This window comes from Clostridium omnivorum (assembly GCF_026012015.1).
GTDB lineage: Bacteria > Bacillota > Clostridia > Clostridiales > Clostridiaceae > Clostridium_AX > Clostridium_AX omnivorum.
Genome location: NZ_BRXR01000001.1, coordinates 2962841 through 2986487, shown reverse-complemented (window position 1 = coordinate 2986487; position 23647 = coordinate 2962841). Strand labels below are relative to the sequence as shown.

Below are 23647 nucleotides of genomic sequence, written 5' to 3'. Positions count from 1 at the left end.
AACTAATCACCCTTATACTAATATTATATATCTATTAATAATAATTATCAATTAGTATTTTAATATCTGACCATTACTAAATAAATAAATATACTTTTCTTTAGAAGGATTACCTAAGATTCTATTTAGTGCTAAATCATAATAATAAATCTGTTTTTTGTATCTCTGTTTTATTTCTTCCATATTATCTTCTGTAGCATAATCCGTTTTATAGTCTAGGAGTATTATTCCATCATCTTCTTCAAAATAGCAATCTATAACTCCTTGAAGCAGCTGCATTTCGTTCCCATAGATTTCTTCCGGAAGGCTTTTATCAACTTCTGTACTCTTAAGCTTTATACTAAAAGGAACTTCTCTTTTTACAGTATCCTTTGCTTTTAGCATCCTCTCACCAATTTCACTACCAAAAAAGCGAAATATTTTTTCAGCATTTACAGAACTTGCTTGTTCTTCTGTTAGAAGTTCTAAAGCCCTCATCTCACATATTTTATCTCTTATGGCTTCCAAGGAAATATTATTTAAATTTAAATGCTGCATTACAGCATGCACTGCAGTACCTTTTTCAGCTCCACTTAAACCCTTTTTCTCCTCCATGAATCTTGGTTTTCTAGATAGCACTGGAGTTGTAATTTTCGCAGTATATTCTCCAGAGAAGACTGCATTTTCAAGTCTTTTAAGCTCACTTACTGTAACAACTGCTGGTATACCTGCTGCCCTTTTATAAGGATACTCCCAATTTAGTCTTCTATATACTTCTTCCTTATAATCACTTTCTGTCATTTCCCTTTCTAAATCAGCAAGAACCTCATTTGAAATATCCGGTTCTTCAAGCCTTTCTTCCATAACTTCATTAAATTCCTCTAATTTATCCACAAGCCCAATTTCTTCATCCACAAGAATGTCTTCTTTTTTCCACAAATGTAGTTGCCATTGTGACTTATCCTGGATTATATTAACACCCTTGTCGCTTATTCCTGCAAGTTCTCTAATTATGCCTCCATCCTGGTGCCTAGCAAGAGCTGGGCCTATCCAATCTAGATAACTTTTTCCCTTTAAAATTCCGTATTCTGGCACCTTAAAGTCCTCTGTATCCATATATGAGCACCACTTAACTGCTGCAGCTTCTAGATTATTTACTGCTCCAGTTACTATCAGCTTTTCTTTTGCCCTTGTAAATGCTACATACAGCACCCTCATTTCCTCTGAAAGACTCTCGAACTTAACTTTTTTCTTTAAAGCTTGTTTTAAAAGGGTTTGATAGGTTATTCTTATCTCAGGATCAACATAATTAGGACCAAGTCCTAGCTTTTGATGGTATAGTATAGGTCTATTCATGTCCATCATGTTGAAATTCTTACCACAGGCTGATACAAACACTATAGGAAACTCCAAGCCTTTACTTTTATGTATACTCATTATTCTTACTACATTTTCATTTTCACCTAGAACTTTTGCACTTCCCATATCGCCGCTGCTTGTTTTCAGCTTATTTATAAAGTTGACAAAGTTAAATAAGCCCCTATAGCTAGTTTTTTCAAACTGCCTCGCTCTTTCAAATAATATCTTCAGATTTGCTTGTCTTTGTACTCCCCCTGGCATAGCACCTGCATACCCATAGTATCCTGTATCCGTATATAAATACCATATCAATTCATCTATTGCCATATGCTGCGATTTTTTTCTCCAAATCTTCAGCTTGTGAGTAAATTCAATTGACTTTTTAGCAGCTGCTTCAGTATCTCTTTCTTCTAAATCATTATTTTCAAACCTTACTATCAGTTCTTTAAGTGCTTCATATAAAGATACTTCTTTATTAGCTGTTCTAATATCTATAAGCTCCTCTGGAGTAAAAGAAAATATAGGTGAACGTAGTACTGCAAGCAGTGGTATATCCTGCCTTGGATTATCTATAATCTGAAGCAGAGACATCATTGTTTTTATTTCTATAGTTTCAAAATAACCGCTGTCAGCATCAGCATACACTGGTATTCCATAGCCTTCTAGCTCCTCCATAAATACTGGAGCATAACTGGCAGTAGCACGAAGCAATATTACTATATCTCTATATTGTACTGGCCTATAATCATTGGTGATTTTGTCATATACTTTAAATCTCTTACCTTCTGAATCAGTAGTCATTAGGTCTTTTATTCTCTTTGCAACCAGCCTTGCCTCAAGCTGAACATTATCTATATCTTCCTCTTCAGTGATTTCAGCTGCTTCTTCCTGCTCTTCTTCGCTGTCCTCTAATGTCCTTTCTTTTCTTGAGCTTTTCTTCTCCATTAAATGAAGCTCTACAGGTCCTCCAACAGTTGTATTTGGGTCTTCATTTTCCATAAAGCTTGCGCCTAAGTTTAACGCTTCTTCCTCTGTATACTCCAGCTCACCTATATTTTTAGACATTATAAGCTTAAAAATATAGTTTACCCCTTCAATTACACCTTCTCTGCTTCTAAAGTTTTTGTAGAGCATTATTTTTCTATTATTTTCTCCAGATTCCTTTGAATAGCTATTGTACTTTTCAAGGAATAAACCTGGCTCTGCCTGCCTAAACCTATAAATACTCTGCTTTACGTCACCAACCATAAATACATTTGGCTTATCTGTATATTTTCTAGACACCATATTTATAAGCACTTCTTGTACCAAGTTGCTGTCTTGATATTCATCCACCAGCACTTCTTCATATTGTTCTCTAAACCTATAAGCAACCTCAGAGGTCTCTACTTCACCGTGATTATTTTCCACTGTCAAAATTTCTAGAGTAAAATGCTCCAAATCATTAAAGTCTAGTATTCCTCTTTCTTTTTTTCTTTCTTTATACTTCATATCAAAAGCTATAACTAGGTCACACAGACTTTTCATCATTGGATATAGCTGTCTAAGAGCCCTATTGTTTTCCTCAGGACTAAAGCTAAAAACATCTTCTACAATTCCATTTATCTTCTTTTTAACTTCATCTCTTATTTTTTTAACTTTATCCTGTGCAGTCTTATCAGGCTCAGCTTTTTTACTTATGGTATTTAACTTTTCAAACTTAAAACTTACAAATTCCTCGTATAGATTTTGCCAAGTACCACTACAAGCTCGCAGTAAATCATCCACTACAGCTAAATCACTTTTAAAATTTTCTGCATAGGGCTCCAGACCTCTAGCAGTACTTGCTATAGCTAAGGTATTAACTACCATATCCCTTAATCCTAGCATTTCAATTTTTATACTTTCCTTAAGCACTTCTCCCCATTTTGAAGCTCCAAAGTCAAAGGTTTCTGGCAGGTTGAAGGCTTCTGCCGCCTCATCTAACCACTTTTTAGGCCAAGGTCCACTCATAACAAATTCATATAATCTTAATACTATCTCCTGCAGGTTTCTATCATCCCTGCTTCCACCATAGCTTTCTACTAAGTTCAGAAAACTCTTATCCTGATTTCCCATTTCATCAGTCTCTGCATACTTTTCCTCAAAAAGATCCTGCAGTGTTTCATGCTTTAAAAGCACTGCTTCAGTAGCATCAGAAATTCTAAAGTTTGGGTCTAAGTCTATAACATGAAAGTTATTTTTAATAGTTTGAAGGCAGAAGGAGTGAATAGTTGTTATACTTGCCTTATTGAGCAGAGTAAGCTGTCTTTGAAGCTGTTTTGATTCTGGGTTCTTGTCCAAGGCCTTAGAAATAGCATCACCAATTCTCTCCCTCATTTCAGCAGCTGCTGCACTAGTAAAGGTCACTATTAGAAGCCTATCTATGTCTACAGGATTATCTTCATTCGTGATGATTTTTATAATTCTTTCAACTAGTACTGCTGTCTTTCCTGAACCTGCTGCAGCAGCCACTAGAAGATTACAATTTCTTGTATCTATAGCCATCTGCTGTTCTTTAGTCCACTTAGTTTCACCCATCTATTTCACCTCTTTCTCCACTTCTTTTTTCATAAGTTCCCAAACTTCCTCATCAGATCTATCATTTAAATATTTATATTTGTTATCCTTTATACTGGTATCAAATTGACATACAGCTGAAAAGCTGCAGTATTCACAAGGTGTACTATCCTTCTTTTTATATGGCTTTATACTTATATTGCCATTAAGCATCTCTTCACACAGGTCAATAAGAATATGTCTTACATACTTTCTTAACAGCTCAAACTGTTCTAAGGTAGCTGCAGATGACTTAGAACTTACTTCTCCGCTTTTTAAAATTTGAGCAGGTATTATGAGAGAGTAACCATCTATATCCTTATCCATTGCTTTTATTACCTTAGCATCCTTAAGTAATAGTCCCTTCATCTTTAAGGTCTTCATTACTTCCTTTTGTATCTCTTCCTCAGACATTTCTTTCTTTACACTAACTATTGGATCGTCTATTCTAAAGTACAGCATTGCTCCAGGGAGAATGCCCTTTTCTATATACTTTTCCTGATTGCTTAGTACTGCATCTAAATACACTAAAAGCTGAAGCTGCAGTCCATAGTATACATCTGAAAGTTTAAAGGATTTATTTCCAGACTTATAGTCTATAATTCTAAGATAAAGCCCTTCTTCTGTTTGCAGTTCATCAACTCTATCAATTCTTCCTATTAGCTCAATCTTATCCCCAGATGGCAAATCTACTGTGATTGGTGGAAAATCTCCGTTCTTTCCAAAGGACATTTCATAGCCTATAGGGTCAAAGCCACTCTTTTTTATATGCTGAGCTATTAAGTTTACAGACTTTGTCATAATTCTCTTTAGTCTTTCAGACATATATTTATATCTTGGTGAACTACTTAGTATCGAACCCGTTCTTTCATTAACCTTTTTATCCACAATAAGCGAAATAGCTTCATCACACCACTGGTCTTCTATTTCTCTCCAAGTTATACTTTCCTTTTCAAGTATCTCTGAAAATTCATCTAGGACTTCATGAATAAAGCTGCCCAGGTCAGGAGGACTGAATTCATATATTTTTCTTTGTTTTGCCTTAAGACCATACTCTACATAATAGGCAAAAGGACACTGCGAAAATCTCTCAAGCCTTGAAACACTGAATTGAAGCGGAGAGCCATAGAGTTTTCTTATTTTTTTCTCATTTACAAACTTAACCTGATTGCTGTAGGAAAGCCCTTCAAAGGTCCTAATGCAGCGTTCCTTCCACTCTGGTTTTTCCTTGTACCAGCTGTATACATCCCACCAAACAGCACTGGCAGCTTCTCCTTCTGCCTTTCCTCTTATAGCTGCTATAAGCTCATTAAAGGTTGAGGAAGCACCAGTTACAGCTTTTAAATTTTCTACATCATCTTCAAGCTTTATAATATCACTGTCCTCTTTTATATTTGGAAATACCTTCTTTAATCTTGATATTATTATTGAAGGTCTCATAGTCTTGCCTTCAAAATTAGCTATAGGATAGCTGATTTTTAGATATTTGCTGGATAGCGTTAAACTGTTATAAATTAAAAACTGTTCTTCGAAGGCTTGTGCTTTTGTATCCAGTGCTAGTTCTAAGCCAAGCTCTTTTAATTCCTCTCTATCCTTATCAGATAGTATTCCCTCTTCATTAGAAGCCTTAGGGAATACTCCATCATTTACTCCTATGATAAACAATGCTGAAACATCATGGCTTCTTATTCTATCTATGCTGCCTACTAACACTTGATCAAGTGAAGGTGGGATAACCCCGATTTCACATTCATTTATACCAGTAGTAAGCACCTTTACAAATTCATCCATGGTGAGCTTTTCTTCACCCATAACCTCAACTATCTGATCTAAAAGCTCTATAACTATATTCCAAATCTGACTGTATTCATTAGCCATATCCAAATCTTTGTCTTCCTTAAACTCACTTATCCACTTTTCAATATTCTCATAGCAATTAAGTTCTTCAAAAAGCTCATAAATAGCTGTACACATATCTCTTACGTTTTTTCTATTCTTGATCTTTTTATTAAGTCTCATAAGAGGTTCAGTTATTCTATTTTTTATTTCATTTACTCTATCAATAGTCTCCTGCTCAATTTCAGATATTTCTTCACTTTGAAAGCCATAGTTAAATCTATAATTCCACTTTTCTTCTGTCCACTTCTTTCCCTTTATACCATTTGCTAATACATAATTTTCTATTAAATCTATATCCTCCTGCTCTATACCTGTAAGTCCGGTCTTTAAATATCTAAAGACCGCCTCGTAGGACCATCCTTTACTAAAAATATCTATTACTGAGTTTAAAAGTATTACTAATGGATTACCGTTAATATCCCTCTTTTTATCAATAAAATATGGGATTTCATATTCATTAAAAATAGCCTGTACAAGCTTTTCATATGAATCCAAGTCCCTAGTTATTACAGCTATATCATTGAGTCTAAAGCTTTTATCCCTTGTGAGTGCAATTATCTCCCTAGCTACATTTTGGATCTCAGTGTACATGTTTAAAGCCTTAAAAACAGATATATCTAAGGTATCTTCCTTATACTGATTATATGGAAAGTAGAAAAAGTACTTTTCTAGATGAGCTAACTCTTTACTACTTTTAAATCTAGGAAGTAAATTTTCCTCTAAACAAAGAGGTTTTTCGTAAGCGATATTATTGTCCTCTGCGAACTTTAAAAGCTTCCTTTCGGTATTTTTAATAGGAGCAAATACATCAGTGTTATCTGTGCTGCCACCAGCTATCAGGCAATCAGTATTCAAAGTTATATTTACCCTACTGGCCTTTTTTAATAGCTTTTCAATGATTTTGTACTGCAAAGGCGTAAAACTTGAAAATTCATCAATCCATATTTCCGCTCCATCAAACAATGTACAGTGTTCTAGTTTCTCTGCCAGCAATAAAAGTTCATCTTCTGAATCTATATAATTTTTATGTAATGTTTTCTCAAAAATATCATAAATCAAATTAATATCCTGCATCTTTTCATAAAGTGCAGTATTTTCCTTAATATTGCCGCTTACAATTCTAAGTAGGTCCGGATTTACATCATACCTCTTAAACTCTGTAATAATATCCCCGATTATATTTACAAAGCCCTGTTGTCTTCCAGCTCTTTTAAAAACTTTTAGCTCATCTTTAATTTCGTCTATAATCCTATAAATAAGCATATTTTTTCCCGCAGGATTCATAAGCTGACGAGTTATTCCACCTACTTCACTGAAAACCACATAAGCCAATCTAGTAAAGCTTAATACCTGTGCCTTGGTTGCTACTCTTTCGCCCACAGTATTTATAAGATTTTTACTTGCCTGAAATGAAAATTGCTCCGGAATTAATAACACAAGCTTTTTTCCAAAATCAGAATCCACCCTTTCCTTTATCTCTTCAAGACATCTTCTGCTCTTTCCACTGCCTGCGCGGCCATATATAAATCTTAAGCTCATTAAAACCTTTAACCTCCCTCAAGTTAAGTTCTATGTAAACTACTACTTCTTATTTTTCCCTTATAATATTTATTATATCAAAGAACGTATGTTTTAGTATGTATTAGCAAATATTAATATTGTATAAAACTATTTTATACTTTAAAATATAGGTAGAATATTTGTCGAAATTAGACAAATATTGTAGTAGATATTTGATTATGTATAATTAAAAATAATATTAGGAAGGTAATTTTAATGAACGATTTTGTTATTGTCACAGACTCTTGCTGTGATATGCCTAGAAGCTATATGGATGAAAAGCAAATTCCCTTTGTAAGCTTAACCTGCAATTTTCTAGGAAATGAATACAAGGATGACTTCGGTGTTAGTCTAAGCTATAATAGCTTTTATGAAGGAATGAAAAGTGGAGAAATCCCCAAAACTTCTCAGCCTAATGCTGATGCCTTTTATGCAGTATTTGAGAAAATTGTTAAAGAAGGCAAATCAATTTTATATGTAGGTGTTTCCAGCGGCCTTAGTGGAACCTACAATAGTGCCAATATAGCTAAAAATATGATATTAGATGCGTATCCAAATGCTAATGTTGAGCTTGTAGACACTTTAACAGCATCACTAGGACAAGGACTTATGCTTATAAAGGCTATTGAAATGCAAAATAACGGAGCCAATCTTTATGAAATAAAAAGCTTTATTGAAGACAATAGATTACGCTTAAACACATACATTACTGTAGATGATTTGAACCATCTTAAAAGGGGTGGAAGAATCTCCACCACTGCTGCAATTCTAGGTACTGTGCTTCATATTAAACCTATACTCACTTTAAATGATGAAGGCAGAGTAATTGCTATTCATAAAGCCAAAGGAAGAAAAAGTGCAATAAGCAAATTAGCTGAATTTGTATGTAAGAAGATTGAAAAACCAGAAGAAGAAATTGTTTGTATATGCCATGGAGATATTGAAAAAGATGCCTTGAAATTAAAAGAGGCAATTCTAAGTGAAGTAAAGGTAAGGGACGTTCTTATAAATCCAATAGGTCCAGTTGTTGGCACCTACGGCGGTCCTGGTGCTCTTGCAGTGTTCTTTTTAGGAAAGCATAGACAAAATCATTTAATTGACGTTAATTTAAAATAAAACATGTAATTATAAAAAGTACCATGCTAGATATATTAGCATGGTACTTCTTTCATTAATTCAGCTTAAATCATAAATTAGTTAGTTCTTCTTTTCCTAATACAAACCCAAGCACCACTTAGCATTATTACAACGCCAAATACTATTAAACTAGTCATATCTAACGGTGAACCAGTTTGAACTAATTTACCTGTATTTGCAGTAGTATTTGTATTGTTGGCAGTATTTTTGTCCGCAGTTGTATTATCCTTTTGCTCATTGTTTGTATTGTCATTATTTTTAGAACTACCATCCAATAAGCTCTTTTCAACTACAAAGTAATCACTGCAGTGGTCTGCATTGTAGGATATATACCCATCTGAGTCAACTTTACAGGTATTAACAACTTCATAGGTATTTTTATCCTCATAAAATCTGCATACATTAACTTCTTTTCCAGCAAAATCTTTACCAACATATACCTTTATAGTAAACATACCCGGAAGTTTACCATCATAGTTGAAGGAGAAAGAAACTATTGATATTTCTTTACCAATTAAATCTTTAATTAACTTTGATTCTTTGTCTTTAAGTTCATTAGAAACAGCTTTCAGTGTAAGGTCTATATCTTTATCTATATTATCTTTTAAGTCCTTACCATTTATGGTCCAACTGATGCCGTCTTTTTGGAAGGTAATCAGTTTATTTTGTCCCTTTAATGTGTTTAATACATCTTTACTAGCTAATGGATTATTAGTAATATCAACCACTATTTTAGACTTATCAGCCACTGTATTTATTAAATTAACTAAAGTTGAAGCATCATTCACTTCATTCCTAACTTCTACTTTAAGCTGCTTACTAATAAATAAGTTAATAGCTTTATTTAATGCTGCTGTACCTGAATCAATTACCTCTTGAGTAGCATTCTTATCATTAGCTATTTCTTCAGCTGCTGTTATAGACTTAGATAGTTCAGCTTTAGCATCCTTTGTATATTGACCTTCTGCTGTTCCTATCACTGCTGAATCTAATTTAGCTTGTGCATCCTTTATAGCTGTTATCAATGCACTCTTATCTACTATAGTAAAGGTTATTGTAACTTCAGCCTTATTTCCTGATTGATCTTCAGCAACAACTTTTAATTCATATTGCCCAGCTTTGTTAATTTCTTCATTGTTATAAGGTTGTCCGTTAAGAGTTATTACAGTAGATACTATTTTATGGTCATCAGTTACAACTATATCTGGCTTTATCTTACCTGAAATTATATCCTTATCCTTGATATTTTTTATTGTAATAATAGGTGCATTATTTTCAGTTACCTTCACTACTGCCTTAGCTTGAAGCTTAATGCCTTCAACAGTTCCTGTAACTTCAAAGCTTCCAACTTCATTATAACTGCTTGGATTAATATATCCCCAAGTTCCCCATGTAACATTAACCTCTGCCTTACTTCCATCATTATAAACTACGTTTACTTTACCTGGCATTATTGGTTCTACACCTTCAGAAGTTTGAACATTTGTTTCATCTATTGAAACTGGCTCTATAACAGTAACTTCAACAGCAGTCTTAATGTCAGAACCATTAACATAACCTTCAACTGTAAACACTCCTGTTTTTGAATAATTTTCAGCAGGAACAGCATCCCATCTTACTGGAAGAGAGATAGCATTACCATCACTAAGAGTTGCCTTTACAGTCTCTGGAAGCTTAGGTAATTCACCAAGAGCAGTCTTAATTCCATCTGCTTTAGCAGCAGAAACTATTGTAGCAGGATCTCTATATACAGCTATTTCAGCTGCGCTAGCCCATCCATTTACACCATCAAGAGCTGTAAGCCTTACATAGCTTGCTTTTACTTTATCAAAAGCAATTGTTTTAATTAAAGCTCTTGAAGCAGTATCATTTGTATCCCAAGTTCCTTTGGCTATTTCTGTAAAGTCTGTTCCGTTTGTTGATATAGAAAGTGAATATTGCTTAATAAGACCATTTGCACCACTTTGTCTAGGAAGCACGGTTACTTTGTTTATTTCATAAGCAGCTCCTAGGTTTAAAGTTATGGATTGTGGAAGAGCATCTGATTTATCCCACTTTGTGTGCCATATAGTTCCTTCATCCCCATCTATGGCCATAGCAGCACTATTATCTTCACCTTCTGTTTCTTCACTTGTTGCGGTTGCTTTAATCATAGAATTTGGAACTGTAGATAAATCTACTGGAACAATTTCAGTTGGCTCAGCAGCTGCATTAGGAATTTCTTCAACCTTAAGGTCATCAATTACCATATCTGCACTTCCATTTACACACTTAACACCTATCCATGACTCTCCGTTTGTGCCAGCCTTAAACTCTTTAGTAAATACTTGCGGATCTGTAGCTGAAGTAAAAGGCTTCTCAGATAAAACTTCTTGTCCATTGCCTAATATAAAGCTATAATCACCACTCTTGGCAGCTTCATATTTAAAGGTAACTCTATAGGATTTTCCTGGTTCAAACCTTAAGGTTTGAGGAATTGTTTGTAAAAGAATACCTGTGCTCTCTTTATGAAGTTTAAGTGACCAATTTCCATCTATAACATCATCAATTACATTACCATTCCAACCCTTCTGTGTATAAGGTGCATGAAGCTCTGCAAGATGTGTTCTTGGATCATTTGCGCCTCCAGCTGGACCTTTAACAAATGGGTATACACCTTGGTCTATATTTTCAAAATCCTCATAGAAATATGCACCTTCTGGTTTTGGTGCCCTCTCAGTTTTAACTATGCGCAAATCATCAAAGGTTACTGTATCTAATCCGCCTTCAACCTTTAGTTGAAGAGTCGCAGTAGTCTTTCCTGGCAGTACATCAAATAAAACTCTCATTCTTTGCATATTAGTTCCATGCTTAGAATCACCTGAAATATAGTTCTCAGCTATAGAACTGTCAGTGTAGTTAGTACTCTCTACACCCTCTGAATTTTTTACAGATATTGAAGCTCTACGCTTTCCATCTACCTCTACATAAACTGAAGCTGAATAGGTACCCTCAGAAAGACCATTAAGCTGTTGAGTTAAGGTTGCACCGCTTCCTTTGCTAACCTTTAATTCATACTGTCCTCTATCATTTCTTGCTACAGCAGCTCCTTCGCCTTTTACAGTCCAATTGCTTAAGGAGTTACTGTTAAAGCCTGGGTCCTTTAATAATGTGCCTTCTCCCCATTTCATATCCTTTTCTGTTGCTGTTTCTCCCTTATAAACTACATAAGCCACGTTAGCTTCTGCATTTATAGTTACCTTATCATTTGTAACCTTTAAAGTGTCAACTAAACTCTTACCTTGATCAGATAGTTTATACAGTTTAACATCTTTTAATCCATTCCAGCTAGCTGGCAATGTCCAAGTAGTTTCTCCACCCTTTGAATTCCAATGGTAAAGCTTAGTTTCTTCTTTAGGCTCCCATGGCAATAGATATGAGTTTCCTCTTAAAACTTCCCTGTTATCCTTAGTTATTATTCTTGTTCCTGTTGCATTTGAAACAGATACATTATTTTCAAAATTAATAGTATCATTTGTCCACTTTGTTATTGGGAAATGTTGAAGATATTTAGTAGGCAAATCAGTATTAAAGGTCATTTTTATCATATCATCAAAACTAGTTCTTCCCTGCCAGCCTTCATAGTCTGACATTTCTGTTCCACCTAACAGCGGATCCCTTGCAATCCAAGTATCCTTCTGATGATTTCTGATAAATTGAACAATATTACTATTAAAACCTTTAGTGCTTTGTCCTCCATAATTATAATCTACAGCCCAATGGCTCCAGGTAACATCATTTTCTAGTACATTTGGAAATTCAGTTTCCAATCTCCATCCCATAGAATTTATGTCTCTTGCAACCTTACGACCATCCCAACCATTGTTATACCATACATCTAGATAAATAAAATCAAGATTAGGAACTTGGTCTTTTAATTGCTTAATTCTATCAAGTCGATTTCCTGAGGTACCATCATATAGAGTATTTATATAGTAGGAAGGATCTAGCCAGTCCCATCCTTTTGCATTTTTGTTGACAAGCTGCTCGTTAAATGCCTTTGCTTCTGGGTAAGATTCTGTAGCATTTATATGAACTCCAAAGAAGGCATTATACTTTGCTCCTTCATCAACAAGAGTTTTCATATCTACAGCACCGCCCTGACGCTTACCTATTACTCCATAATCCGGATGAGCTGAATCATGTCCCTCAGAGCCATACCCCTTAAGCAAAACATTTTGTCCTAAACCATCAGTAGCTAGATAAACCCTCTTAGTTTCGTCTAAGACCTTTAAAAATGGGTTAGTAGCTTGACTGCCAAAGTTAAAAGGTATTCTTTGCACTACGCGGTCTGGAATATTTTCAGAACCTAATGGATTATTCATTATGGTTCTATAGGCTATAGCTCCATCCTGCCAATCTACTGCGCCATCCTTATTTTCATCATCAGTAATTACAATTTTAACAATTGGTGCTGCTGGTTCTGGAGCTGTCATGCCTGTTGCACGATAAGTCCATTGTCCGCTCCAAAGGCCTGTCCTATAATATCCATCCTTGCTTACAGTCATCTTCATTATTCTTGAATTTTCATTAGCTGATGCACTAGCAGGAGCATTCTCTACGGCATTTGTCCATATACCTGCACTTAACTCACTTGTATTTAAAAACGCATACATATATCCTGTAGGAGATGCATTAACGGTAGTATTAGTGGTTAAATCTATAAATGTATCACCAGTACCACTTACTGCTGTATACATACGTGCACCTGATAGTGCAGCTTTGGGCTGATTGCTTCTTACTGAAATAAGATTTTGATTAGGAATTTCTATTGTATTTACTTTTGTAGTACCATTTTCCTTAACATTTTTTATTTCAAGAGCAAGTACATTATTATTTACAGTAACCTCTGCATCCATAGTTACATTTATCGAGGCAAAATTCATAGAATAAACTGCTTTATTAGCAGCAGGCTTTGAAAAGGTTATTGTTGGCTCATATAAAACGCCATTAATATTAACGCTCTTTATAACATCATCCTGTCCATACATCACTGCCCCTGATGCTCTATACTCATACTTATTAACTCTTGGAAAGGTATTATCAATTGTAACTTTCAATTTTTCTGATTCTATAGAAACTGCCTCCCCAGCAGTAACAGTAACATTAGCTATTGCCTTTAAAGTAGTACCTTGCACAGTACCTTGAACTGTAAAGCTCCCTACATCGCTATACTTTGAAGGATCTATAGCATCCCATGCTACTTTTTCTTGTCCACTAGTTCCATCATCGTATACTGCAGTTACTTCTGAAGGAAGACTTGGCTTTACACCTTTTATGGTTGAAATGTTAACTGGATTTAAGCTCTTAATAGTTTTAGCTGCTGGTGTATCCACAATAGACCCTGGTGCCCCATATTTTAAATTGTCTACAAAAATACTCTTACTGTCATACCATGTTCTAAAGCCAACCTTTCCAGCAGTTGTAGGCATACCTGCCAAATTAACCACATCATCAAAAATTTTGTCTCCATCCACCCAAATGGTTATTTTGTTTCCTACTGCCCTTACTTTTAAAGTATACTTTTGATCTGCAACTAATGCTGGACCAGGAATATCATCCTTCCATGCAGAAGAAGTTTCAATAAGCCACTTGCCCAAATCATTGTAACCAATAAATAGGTGCGAATTTGCACTTGAACCTCTTAGAATTATTCCAAACCTACTTGTACCATTCACTAATTTAAAATCACATTGTGCTTCAGCATCCAGTAATTCGGGAGAATTACTATCAACCATAACAAGCTTATTATTTGTTGTGTTCCTAATTATCTTAAGCTGTCCATTCTCCACTGATAAATTACCTGAACCTATAAAATTAGTCCAAGGCCCCACTACACCATCGTTAAAGTCTCTGATGTATACGTTTTCCAAGGCCTTAACATTTTGGAACAGCTTGCCCATAAAAGGTACATATGTCCCAATAACCTGAGTAAACAAGAAAATTAAAGCAAGTGAAAAAATCTTCAAGTTATAACTTCTTTTTTTCCCAGTCCTTCTCATTAAAAAACCCCCTTCTATAAATATTGACCACACCTCAAGTATAGAATAATTTGGAAACGCCTTCTATCAGTATATTGCTTGCTTTTTTATATATATTGCATTGGTTTGCATAGGATAAAGCAATATAATTAAAGTAAAAAAATACTTTCTTTAATAAATAAAGCTCTAGGACCTCACCTAGAGCTTTGTCTTACCAACGGTATATTTGTTTATTAATATTTATACTTCATACAATTCTAGAGGCAATTCATCAGGATCCTTAAAGAAAGTGAACTTCTTCCCTGTTATTTCATCTATTCTTACGGGTTCTGCTTCTATGCCTTTTAAGGCTAAGTGTTTTATTGCACTTTCAACATCATCTACCTCAAAGGCTAAATGTCTTAAGCCTGAAGCCTCAGGGTAACTCGGTCTTTTAGGTGGACTAGGAAATGAAAATAGTTCTACCTGTGTATCCTTTCCTACTAATAAATCAAGCTTGTAGGAATCCCTTTCAGCTCTATAGGTTTCTTTAATAATTTTTAGTCCTAATATATTCACATAAAATTCCTTTGATTTTTCATAATTAGAACAAATAATAGCTACATGATGTACTTTATTTATCTTCATAATTTTCACTCCTTATCCTATGTGTGACATGCTCCCTCCACCTGTGCTTAGAGGTAAGGATATCTTGTGTAGTAGGGAAAAGTTTAAAGCCTAATCACTTATAACTAGCTGACTTTTTTCGTTAAAAAAGCTCTTGTATCCAAGCTGCACAAATATTATAACTGTAAGGGAAACACTTCCAAGTATACCTAACATTATAGCTATTTGATAGCCTATAGCAGTGGTTGGGGCCGTTCCCGATAAAATCTGTCCTGTCATCATCCCAGGTAGAAATACTATCCCCATTCCCACCATGGAGTTTATTGTAGGCATTATAGATGCATCAAAGGCATTATTAATTATATCCTTCACAGCTTCCTTTGGCTCAGCGCCCAGCATAAGAGCACCTTCTACCAAGTGTTTTTGAGTATTTATTCCATTGATTAATCTGTCTACTCCAAGTGAGATTCCTGTCATAGCATTTCCTATAATCATTCCACCTATTGGTATAAAATATCTGGGATCATACCAAGGTGTGAGCCTTACTACTACAAATAAGAAATAACATAAACTAACTATAGTTCCTATGCTCATAGAAATTGCCACTACTTTTTTTAAGTTGTTAGAAAGCTTCACCTTTACCCTCTTGAATATATTATAAATTGCAAAAATCTCCATGATTAACATTATTATAACTGTAACAAATGGATTGCTGTTATCAAATACATATCCCAATATGTATCCTACTAAAATTAATTGTATAGTCATTCTGATGCAAGAAATTATTATTTCCTTTTCCCTTTTTATACCCCTTCTTCTGACTATAAACAATAATATCAATATAAATATGTAAGCAGAAAGCATCTGTATAAAACCAAGCTCTATAACCTTATTCATTGTACATCACCCCCATATTACTTAAGCTTCCACCTTTTTTCACTTCTACTATATATTCTCCATAGGTTTTAGCGATATTTTTAGAGTGAGTTACCATAATTAAGGACTTTTTCTTTACTTTTGAGTACTCTACTACCCTTTCAATAACTAATTTTTCAGTAGCTTCATCTAAAGCTGAAGAAGGCTCATCTAATAATAAAACCTCTGGCTCCATCAACAGTATTCTGCCAAGAGCTACCCTTTGCTTTTCTCCTCCAGATAGCTTTTCTGCATCATCCTCTAAGTTTTTGTCTAAATGTACAAGTTCTAGAGTTCTATTTAAATTGTCATCAGCTACCTCTGACTTATCAGAGAATTTAAGCCCAATAATTAAGTTATCTCGTATATTTCCTGGAAAAATTGCAGGATTCTGAGATAGCATTACAACTTTTCTTCTAAGTTGAATATTATCAAGCTCATCAATATTTTTACCCTTAAAATATATGTTTCCGCTGTCAGCACTTACAAGTCCGTTTAAATGTCTAAGCAGTGTGGTCTTCCCACTTCCACTCTCCCCCACAATACATGTAATTTTATTTTCAGGTATTTCTAGTTTTTCTATATTCAAAATATCTTTGTATTTTAAATTTATAATTTCAAAAAGCATAATTCTCCTTCTCTCTATTAATATTTTTACAATACTTTGCTTCAATAAATTATATCACTAGTTAAAGTATCTTTCTATATTGTCAAATTGACACTAGTCAATACAATTGATAAACTAAATTTATAATAACTTTTCTAGCAGCAAACAAGAATTAATGTTTCTTATAGCACTAGATTATTATAGGGGGACATATGGAAAATAACGCAACTCAGAATAAAGATAGTGAGAATAAATCCAGCTTACTTAAACAAATAAGAGACTATGGTATATCCATCTTGATTGCTATTACGGTGGCGCTTCTATGTAATGCCTTTGTTTTTGCAAGAGCTGATGTGGATGGAGAGTCTATGCTGCCAACTCTTCATGATAAAGATGTAGTTTTTGTTGAGAAGATAACCAACCTAACAAAGCACTTTAAAAGAGGTCAGATAATTATATTTGACAGAAAAAATGCTGAAAAGGATATCCTTGTTAAAAGAATAATAGGGATAGAAGGAGACCAGATTCAGATAAAAGAAGGAAAGGTATATTTAAATGGAGAGGCCCTTAAGGAAGACTATTTAGCAGATGGTACCTTTACTGCCCCTAGCCAATTTCTAGCGAACAATAAAACCTATACAGTAGAAAAGAATCATGTATTCGTTCTTGGAGATAATAGAGAAAATAGCGTTGACAGCAGAATTCTTGGAACTATAAATGTTAACGATATTAAGGGACATACAGTAATCAGGTTGTATCCTTTTAATAGTGTTAGATTGTTTAAATAATGGTTAGCTTCATTAAGCTATGAAAACTAAGTTATACTATTTTGAAATATGAAATCTTCAATTAAAGTATTTTGGTCAATAAAGGTTATTTCTTCTGAAATCTCCTTATTGACTGAGCATACAGACATCTTGTAACCTTCACTAATATCAAATCTTTTAAAAGAATAGCTCTTCCAATGATTATTGGCAACAACTCCTATATTATCATGCTCATTTATACATATAGAGAATGATTCAAGGGGCATTGTTACCCCTAAACCACAACATTTTACATAACTTTCTTTCAAGGTCCATATATCATAAAACCGACTCAAAGCATCATTTGAGTCTTTGTCCAAAATATAATCAACTTCACTTTCCGAGAAAAAGCTATTAGCTATTTCTCTATAATCAATCTGGTTTATTTGTTCTATATCAATTCCAATCTCCGTATCATCAAATGCACATACTAGAAAATCCCCAGAATGAGAAATATTAAATTTGAACTTTGGATAGTCTTTCAAAAAAGGTTTACCATAGTCATTTTTATTGAATGTAATACTATCATTATTAATTTTAAGTTTTTCCATAGCGGTGAATCTAACCAGCACATCACCAATTAAAGTTCTGATTTTATCTTGTCTATTTATAAATCTATTTATTTTAAACCTTTTATCTTCAGAAATAAAAAAGCTAATCTTTTCAATAAATTCTTCACTTATATCCATTATTTTCACAGCGTATATTTCCATAAAACCACCCTTTTATATATGACACATATTACCTAAAACAATAATAGTAACCAAGCTTATTATTTATACAAGAAATGAACGGAATAACAATACTGTAAATAAACTTTCTAATAAAAGTGAAATACTATATGGTGCTATAAGTATATTATCTTCTTCATTCACGTATTTTTTATATGCTGGATAATAAAATAATAAACTTATCAGCAAGCATATTCCCAACCCCAAATAAGGATTTAATAACGTAGGCAGCTTATAGGCGTTTTCTACAAATATGATTTTATAAATATATTTGCATTTAAAAATACTTCCTAATGAACTAATGACAATAAATAGTATCTTTTTCCACCTTAAATTAAGCTTATATTCCACCATAAATACAATACCAGCCAAGGCAATAGAGGGAATAATCCAAAATACTCCGTATATTACTATATAACCTAGGCTAGAAAAACAGCTATTAATAGTGTCACTAAATGCACTCTTAATTTCACTGCCGCGTACTTCATCATTGGCCTTTTTAAACTCTTCTCTAGAAGAAACCATATATAACTTTAGTTTACCCTTATCAACTATATCACAAAAAGTGACTGTATCTTCAGCAGCTGAGGCATATAATGATATTTCACTTGAACGTGACAATGGAGTGGCTTTTACAAAGGCACCTTGCTTAGCATCATATTCTACAACATCTGAAAACTGCTTCTTTTTACCAAAAGTTCTTTCAGTAGTAGCTAAAATACTTGTTTCTCCACCATGGTAAAAAGGCTCTACATTATAAATCTCCTGGTTTTCACCATTTATTTTAAAATCCCCCACCGTATATTCATCTGTGTTAAGAGAAAAGGTTAACAGCTTCGATCCTGAATAGTCACCTTCAGTTTTGCATTCAATAAAAGCATTGGCAAAGTTATCATTTGCAATCATCGTACCTCTCACAAAATTAACTTTTGTGATTTCTGTCAAATGTCCCGCAATTTTAGGCTGGCTTACTATGCCATTTTTAATCCTGATGTATTCAAAATTGTTGAGCCCTTTCATGTAGCATATAATGTATTCATCTTTGAGCTTTGTACCCATTAAAAATCTTTGTTTTGATACATTTATTGGTGTTATTGTATTGTTTTTAAAATCTATAAATTGAACTTTATCCTGTAATGCAACAGCCATTGTACTGTTGTCTATTTGTACAAAATCTAGTATATTTATAGCTTTGCTCTCCTCAGTAAATTCAAGTTTTTCGTCGCCCTTAAAACTAAGCAAGCATGAATCACTACCTGTATAAGCCTCTACTTCCATAAATAAATTCTTATTATCAGTAAGTAAATGAATATCCTTTACTGTTCCTTCTTTTAATGGTAAAGCCTTTTCTTCAATTTTTCTTCCAATTGAATCAATTTTCAAAATTTTTATATCTTTACCGTCACTATAAGCAACAACATAAAAGTCTTTATACTTTATTAACCTAGGATTACACTGTATACTCCCCTCTGCAAGCAGCACCTCTTTAGACCATTCCTGAGATGGCGGAGCTGTTCTAGTCTTAAAATTTAAGTAAAAATGAAAGCTAAATATAGCTATAAACATTATTACACTTAACCCAATCAATGTTTTTTTAAACATTTTACCCCCTCCTTAATTAGCAAACTGCATATGTGCATGATATAAATAGTTTAACATATTCCTTATCAAGATGAAAATTTTTACTTATAATCCATTTAATTAAAACTAATCAAATTCATAATTCATTAAACTCTACCTATATGAGGGCACAAAAAAATAGACAGCTGAATAAGCTATCTATCTTTTTAACCCATTTTATATTACTGCTCTTCCTGGAATAATAAGAGTCTGTCCGTCACTAACAGCCTCTGGGTTATCCAATTCATTTACTTTCATTAAATTATCTATTGTTGTATTATATCTCTTTGCGATTTTCCAAAGATTATCTCCATTTTGTACCACATATATTGTAATACTGGCCTTCTTCTTTGGAACATCTCCTTCCATTGGAACTACGTCTACTAAAAAGTCCTTGTGAGTTGTGTAGTTAACTCTAGCATAAACTTCAATTATAGCCTTTATACCAATTGTATTAGCTTCAATAGTAGCATCTATACTCTCAAGTGCTGCTCTAATTGTGCTCTGCATATCTATTTTAGCCCCTGCCATATCTACACCGCAGCTAAATGGAATTTCTTCATAAACAGTATATACATATTTATCCTCATCTGCAGTTCTATATAGAACGTCAACATTTAAAAGACCTTCTACAACTACCTTATCTTCAACTATTTTCTTATCAGTAACACATACTCTTCCATTTGTCATTATTATTGCTACTGGTCTTGGCATATCCTGTGAAAGCTCTATGTTTCCTTTTACTATAGCTTCCTCTGTAGACTGTCCATGCATTACATTGAGCTCATAGTCCTTTTTGGTCATGTTCATTGTCATAGAAGGTGAATAGGCATCTTCAATAGTATCCATGTGGGCCTTATACATTACTCTAGTGTTTGATTTTACTAAAGCCTCTACATCAACTATTCTCTTTTCTCCTAAGTCGTCTTCCTTAACATCAAATTCCATAGCCTCAACTCTAAAATCAGTATAGTTATCCATGGTTGAATCTATATTCTCAGCATCAAGCTCCTTATTAACGAAAACATCATCCTCTACATAACATACTTCTCTAGTATCTTTTCCCCTATATAGCAGCTCAACATGTGCAAAAGCACCTACTTGAATTTTGCCTTCTAATAATTTTACATCCTTTTTATGCAAGTTAATATCGCATTTTAGAACAGTCCCTACTTGAGGCTTATCCATAGGAATTTGAATGTGAGACTTAACTATTAAATCGCCATCTACATTTCCTACAACCTTGTCTACTGATGCACCATCTTTAAGCAGCTGGATATCTCTTACCCCTGATATGTCTTTAATCATTTCAAAGTCATAGTTTCTATAAACTCCAGCCTTTAATTTTACAACGCCTTCAATAGCAATCTTTCTTTCATTTACTACTACAGGTTCAATGTGTTCAACAAAGCACTCAGCTTCACAAGGCATTTTATGACCTGCCCCTAATAAGTCCACGTTGTTTGAAAACTTTCCAGTATAGGTAACATTATAAATACCACTGTTTTCTTCTTCTCTTGCTAGGTAAAGCACATTATACTCGATTTGCCCTTCCAAGAAGACCTTGTCTTGCATAACTTCTTTGTTTGTTATAAAAGGCTTTGCTTCCAACATTAAAACCTGATAAACATCAGGATGAGTATCTGGAATCACATATTCAGCTTTTATAACGCTGTCTGTAAAATTTTCCCCTAATAGCTGTTCACATTCTATATTCTCTTTAACCAGATCTATAGCCATTACGTATCCCTCCCATAATAATACCTACTATTAATTTATATAGATATTACTATGAAAATATGATAAAAAATTAATGTTTTTCTACTATATTATTGATTTGATTTATCCATTTGTTTTTTCTTAATTATGCTATTATTTTACAACTTTCGTCATAATTTTCACGAAATATGTTGACATCTGATAAAATTTGATGTAACATAGGAATTGGTTATTGACCATATAACCTCTCATAAATTCTCAATACCCTTTTATACCATAGTTGAAAGATGGAACCCACCATCTTTCTTTTTTTATTTCTAATAAATTACCTACCATTTTTAGTATATTTTTTTATTATTAATCGAATCTTTTATTTAACAACATAAAAAAACGATACTAAATTAATAGTATCGCTTTATCCTGCGAAGACGAGTTGAACCGTCTTTGTTAACACATCTGAATAACTATATGTCACTGTCCTGTGGGCGTCGGTGTCTAATCTTACTACGAAAATACTTGGATAGGTTTTTTCAATAATGCCTCTATTAACTAGTACTTTTCTCCTACCCCCATTGGCTTTTAGAGTCACCTTTTCACCAACATGGCTTTCGATGTCTCTTTTAATTGTAGATAGTACATTTCCTTTTTCCACATATAACACCCTCTTTCCACATTTTAATTATAAATCCAAATCATATAAATGTCAAATAAACCTATTATTTTATCAGTTAACAAAGTGTTTTGTCAATATTAATTTTTTGTAAACAACATAAAATTAAACTTCAAGTTATACTTATTACTTGAAGTTTTTTTGCAAACCATATAAGTACAACTATAGTGTTTCCGCTTTTGTTTTATATATGCAGAACTTCCAGAATATTTTATGCATACTGCCTTTAATATAAATATTAGATCGGCTTATTTTTTACAAAAACTATTCTAAGTTATAAATATACTCGTCATATGAATTTATTTTCAGGCATTCTTTCAATTTTGTTTTACTTTTAACAATTTTAAGTTATAATAATATTTAGTGAAAAAAATATATATAATTTTTAATTATGGAGGTTGATACAATGTTAGTTTCAGCTAAAGAAATGCTTACTAAAGCTAAAGAAGGCAAATATGCAGTTGGACAATTCAATATTAATAATCTTGAATGGACTAAAGCTATTTTATTAACTGCACAAGAAAACAATTCCCCAGTTATCCTAGGAGTTTCCGAAGGTGCTGGAAAGTATATGGGTGGATATAATGCAGTTGTAGGAATGGTTAATGGTTTAATTAAAGACCTTAACATCACTATTCCGGTTTCTTTACATATAGATCACGGCAGCTATGAAGGAGCTTTAAAAGTAATTGAAGCTGGCTTTTCTTCTGTAATGTTTGATGGTTCTCATTATCCAATAGAAGAAAACATTGAAAAGACAAAGGAAATAATAAGAATTGCTGGAGAAAAGGGCATTTCTGTTGAAGCAGAAGTTGGTTCAATAGGTGGAGAAGAAGACGGAGTTGTTGGTGCTGGTGAAATTGCAGATGCTGCTGAATGCAAGAGAATAGCAGAATTAGGCGTAACTATGCTAGCAGCTGGTATCGGAAACATTCACGGAAAATATCCTGCAAACTGGAAGGGACTAGACTTTGATGCACTAGCTAAAATTAAGGATGCTACTGGTGATGTTCCACTAGTTTTACACGGTGGTACTGGAATACCAGCAGACATGATAAAAAAGGCTATCTCTTTAGGAGTTGCTAAAATCAACGTTAATACTGAATGTCAATTAGCTTTTGCAGAAGCTACTCGTAAATATATCGAAGCAGGTAAGGATTTACAAGGAAAGGGCTTTGACCCACGTAAATTATTAGCTCCTGGCTTTGAAGCAATAAAAGCTACAGTTAAAGAAAAAATGGAACTTTTCGGTTCAGTTAATCAAGCTTAATTAATTTAAACAGCCACTTAGTTTATGCTAGGTGGCTGTATTTATTTTTATTTCATCATATTTATTAATGTCATTGAATAGGAGCATTTATCATGCTATAATGCAGTTGAGATACTTTGCCGAGTATCCTATTTTAAATATATAAAAAATGAACCCAATCGCGAGGGTTCAT

General features: G+C 33.6%; 13 protein-coding genes. 3 read left to right on the top strand and 10 right to left on the bottom strand.

Features of this window, described 5'->3' with window-relative positions:
- Nucleotides 1-51 precede the first annotated feature (51 nt).
- Together addA and addB are read right to left on the bottom strand one after the other, a co-directional pair.
- A complete protein-coding gene (gene addA, locus bsdE14_RS14030; RefSeq protein WP_264850590.1) occupies nucleotides 52-3897 on the bottom strand; it encodes a helicase-exonuclease AddAB subunit AddA in 3846 nt (1281 codons plus the stop codon).
- Complete coding sequence (gene addB, locus bsdE14_RS14025) at nucleotides 3898-7353, bottom strand: helicase-exonuclease AddAB subunit AddB (RefSeq protein ID WP_264850589.1); 3456 nt, start codon at nucleotides 7351-7353, stop codon at nucleotides 3898-3900.
- A gap of 237 nt (nucleotides 7354-7590) precedes the next feature.
- On the opposite strand from addB, the gene bsdE14_RS14020 reads away from it, so the two are divergent.
- Nucleotides 7591-8490, top strand: coding sequence for a DegV family protein (locus tag bsdE14_RS14020; RefSeq protein ID WP_264850588.1), 900 nt, complete (start codon nucleotides 7591-7593; stop codon nucleotides 8488-8490).
- A gap of 77 nt (nucleotides 8491-8567) precedes the next feature.
- On the opposite strand, the gene bsdE14_RS14015 is transcribed toward bsdE14_RS14020, so the two are convergent.
- From bsdE14_RS14015 to bsdE14_RS14000, 4 genes are all read right to left on the bottom strand, one after another.
- Nucleotides 8568-14552 carry an endo-alpha-N-acetylgalactosaminidase family protein gene (locus bsdE14_RS14015; protein ID WP_264850587.1) on the bottom strand — a complete coding sequence of 1995 codons (5985 nt, stop codon included), beginning with the start codon at nucleotides 14550-14552 and terminating at the stop codon, nucleotides 8568-8570.
- Nucleotides 14553-14771: 219 nt separating this feature from the next.
- On the bottom strand, nucleotides 14772-15158 hold the full coding sequence (gene gloA2 / locus bsdE14_RS14010; protein WP_264850586.1) for an SMU1112c/YaeR family gloxylase I-like metalloprotein: 387 nt from the start codon (nucleotides 15156-15158) through the stop codon (nucleotides 14772-14774).
- 90 nt (nucleotides 15159-15248) lie between these two features.
- Complete coding sequence (locus tag bsdE14_RS14005) at nucleotides 15249-16034, bottom strand: ABC transporter permease (protein WP_264850585.1); 786 nt, start codon at nucleotides 16032-16034, stop codon at nucleotides 15249-15251.
- Nucleotides 16027-16680: an ABC transporter ATP-binding protein gene (locus bsdE14_RS14000; RefSeq protein ID WP_264850584.1), complete on the bottom strand. Its 654-nt coding sequence runs from the start codon at nucleotides 16678-16680 to the stop codon at nucleotides 16027-16029. The genes bsdE14_RS14005 and bsdE14_RS14000 overlap by 8 nt, the downstream gene beginning before the upstream one ends.
- 191 nt (nucleotides 16681-16871) lie before the next feature.
- Between bsdE14_RS14000 and lepB the strand changes: the two genes are divergently transcribed.
- A complete protein-coding gene (gene lepB / locus bsdE14_RS13995) occupies nucleotides 16872-17447 on the top strand; it encodes a signal peptidase I (RefSeq protein WP_264850583.1) in 576 nt (191 codons plus the stop codon).
- Between the two features lie 26 nt (nucleotides 17448-17473).
- On the opposite strand, the gene bsdE14_RS13990 is transcribed toward lepB, so the two are convergent.
- The 4 genes from bsdE14_RS13990 to bsdE14_RS13975 all read right to left on the bottom strand — a co-directional run bounded on the left by bsdE14_RS13990 (nucleotide 17474) and on the right by bsdE14_RS13975 (nucleotide 22187).
- The gene (locus bsdE14_RS13990) at nucleotides 17474-18178 is read right to left on the bottom strand and encodes a 4'-phosphopantetheinyl transferase family protein (protein ID WP_264850582.1); all 705 of its coding nucleotides are present in this window, start codon (nucleotides 18176-18178) and stop codon (nucleotides 17474-17476) included.
- A 63-nt stretch (nucleotides 18179-18241) separates the two neighbouring features.
- Nucleotides 18242-19798, bottom strand: a complete 1557-nt coding sequence (locus bsdE14_RS13985) for a hypothetical protein (RefSeq protein ID WP_264850581.1) — start codon at nucleotides 19796-19798, stop codon at nucleotides 18242-18244.
- A gap of 195 nt (nucleotides 19799-19993) precedes the next feature.
- Entirely contained in the window at nucleotides 19994-21556 is a 1563-nt protein-coding gene (locus bsdE14_RS13980) for a DUF3794 and LysM peptidoglycan-binding domain-containing protein (protein ID WP_264850580.1), read from the bottom strand.
- Between the two features lie 394 nt (nucleotides 21557-21950).
- The gene (locus tag bsdE14_RS13975) at nucleotides 21951-22187 is read right to left on the bottom strand and encodes a Veg family protein (RefSeq protein ID WP_264850579.1); all 237 of its coding nucleotides are present in this window, start codon (nucleotides 22185-22187) and stop codon (nucleotides 21951-21953) included.
- A gap of 424 nt (nucleotides 22188-22611) precedes the next feature.
- Here bsdE14_RS13975 and fba point away from each other — a divergent pair, with 424 nt between their 5' ends.
- The gene (gene fba / locus bsdE14_RS13970; RefSeq protein WP_264850578.1) at nucleotides 22612-23475 is read left to right on the top strand and encodes a class II fructose-1,6-bisphosphate aldolase; all 864 of its coding nucleotides are present in this window, start codon (nucleotides 22612-22614) and stop codon (nucleotides 23473-23475) included.
- Nucleotides 23476-23647: the final 172 nt, after the last annotated feature.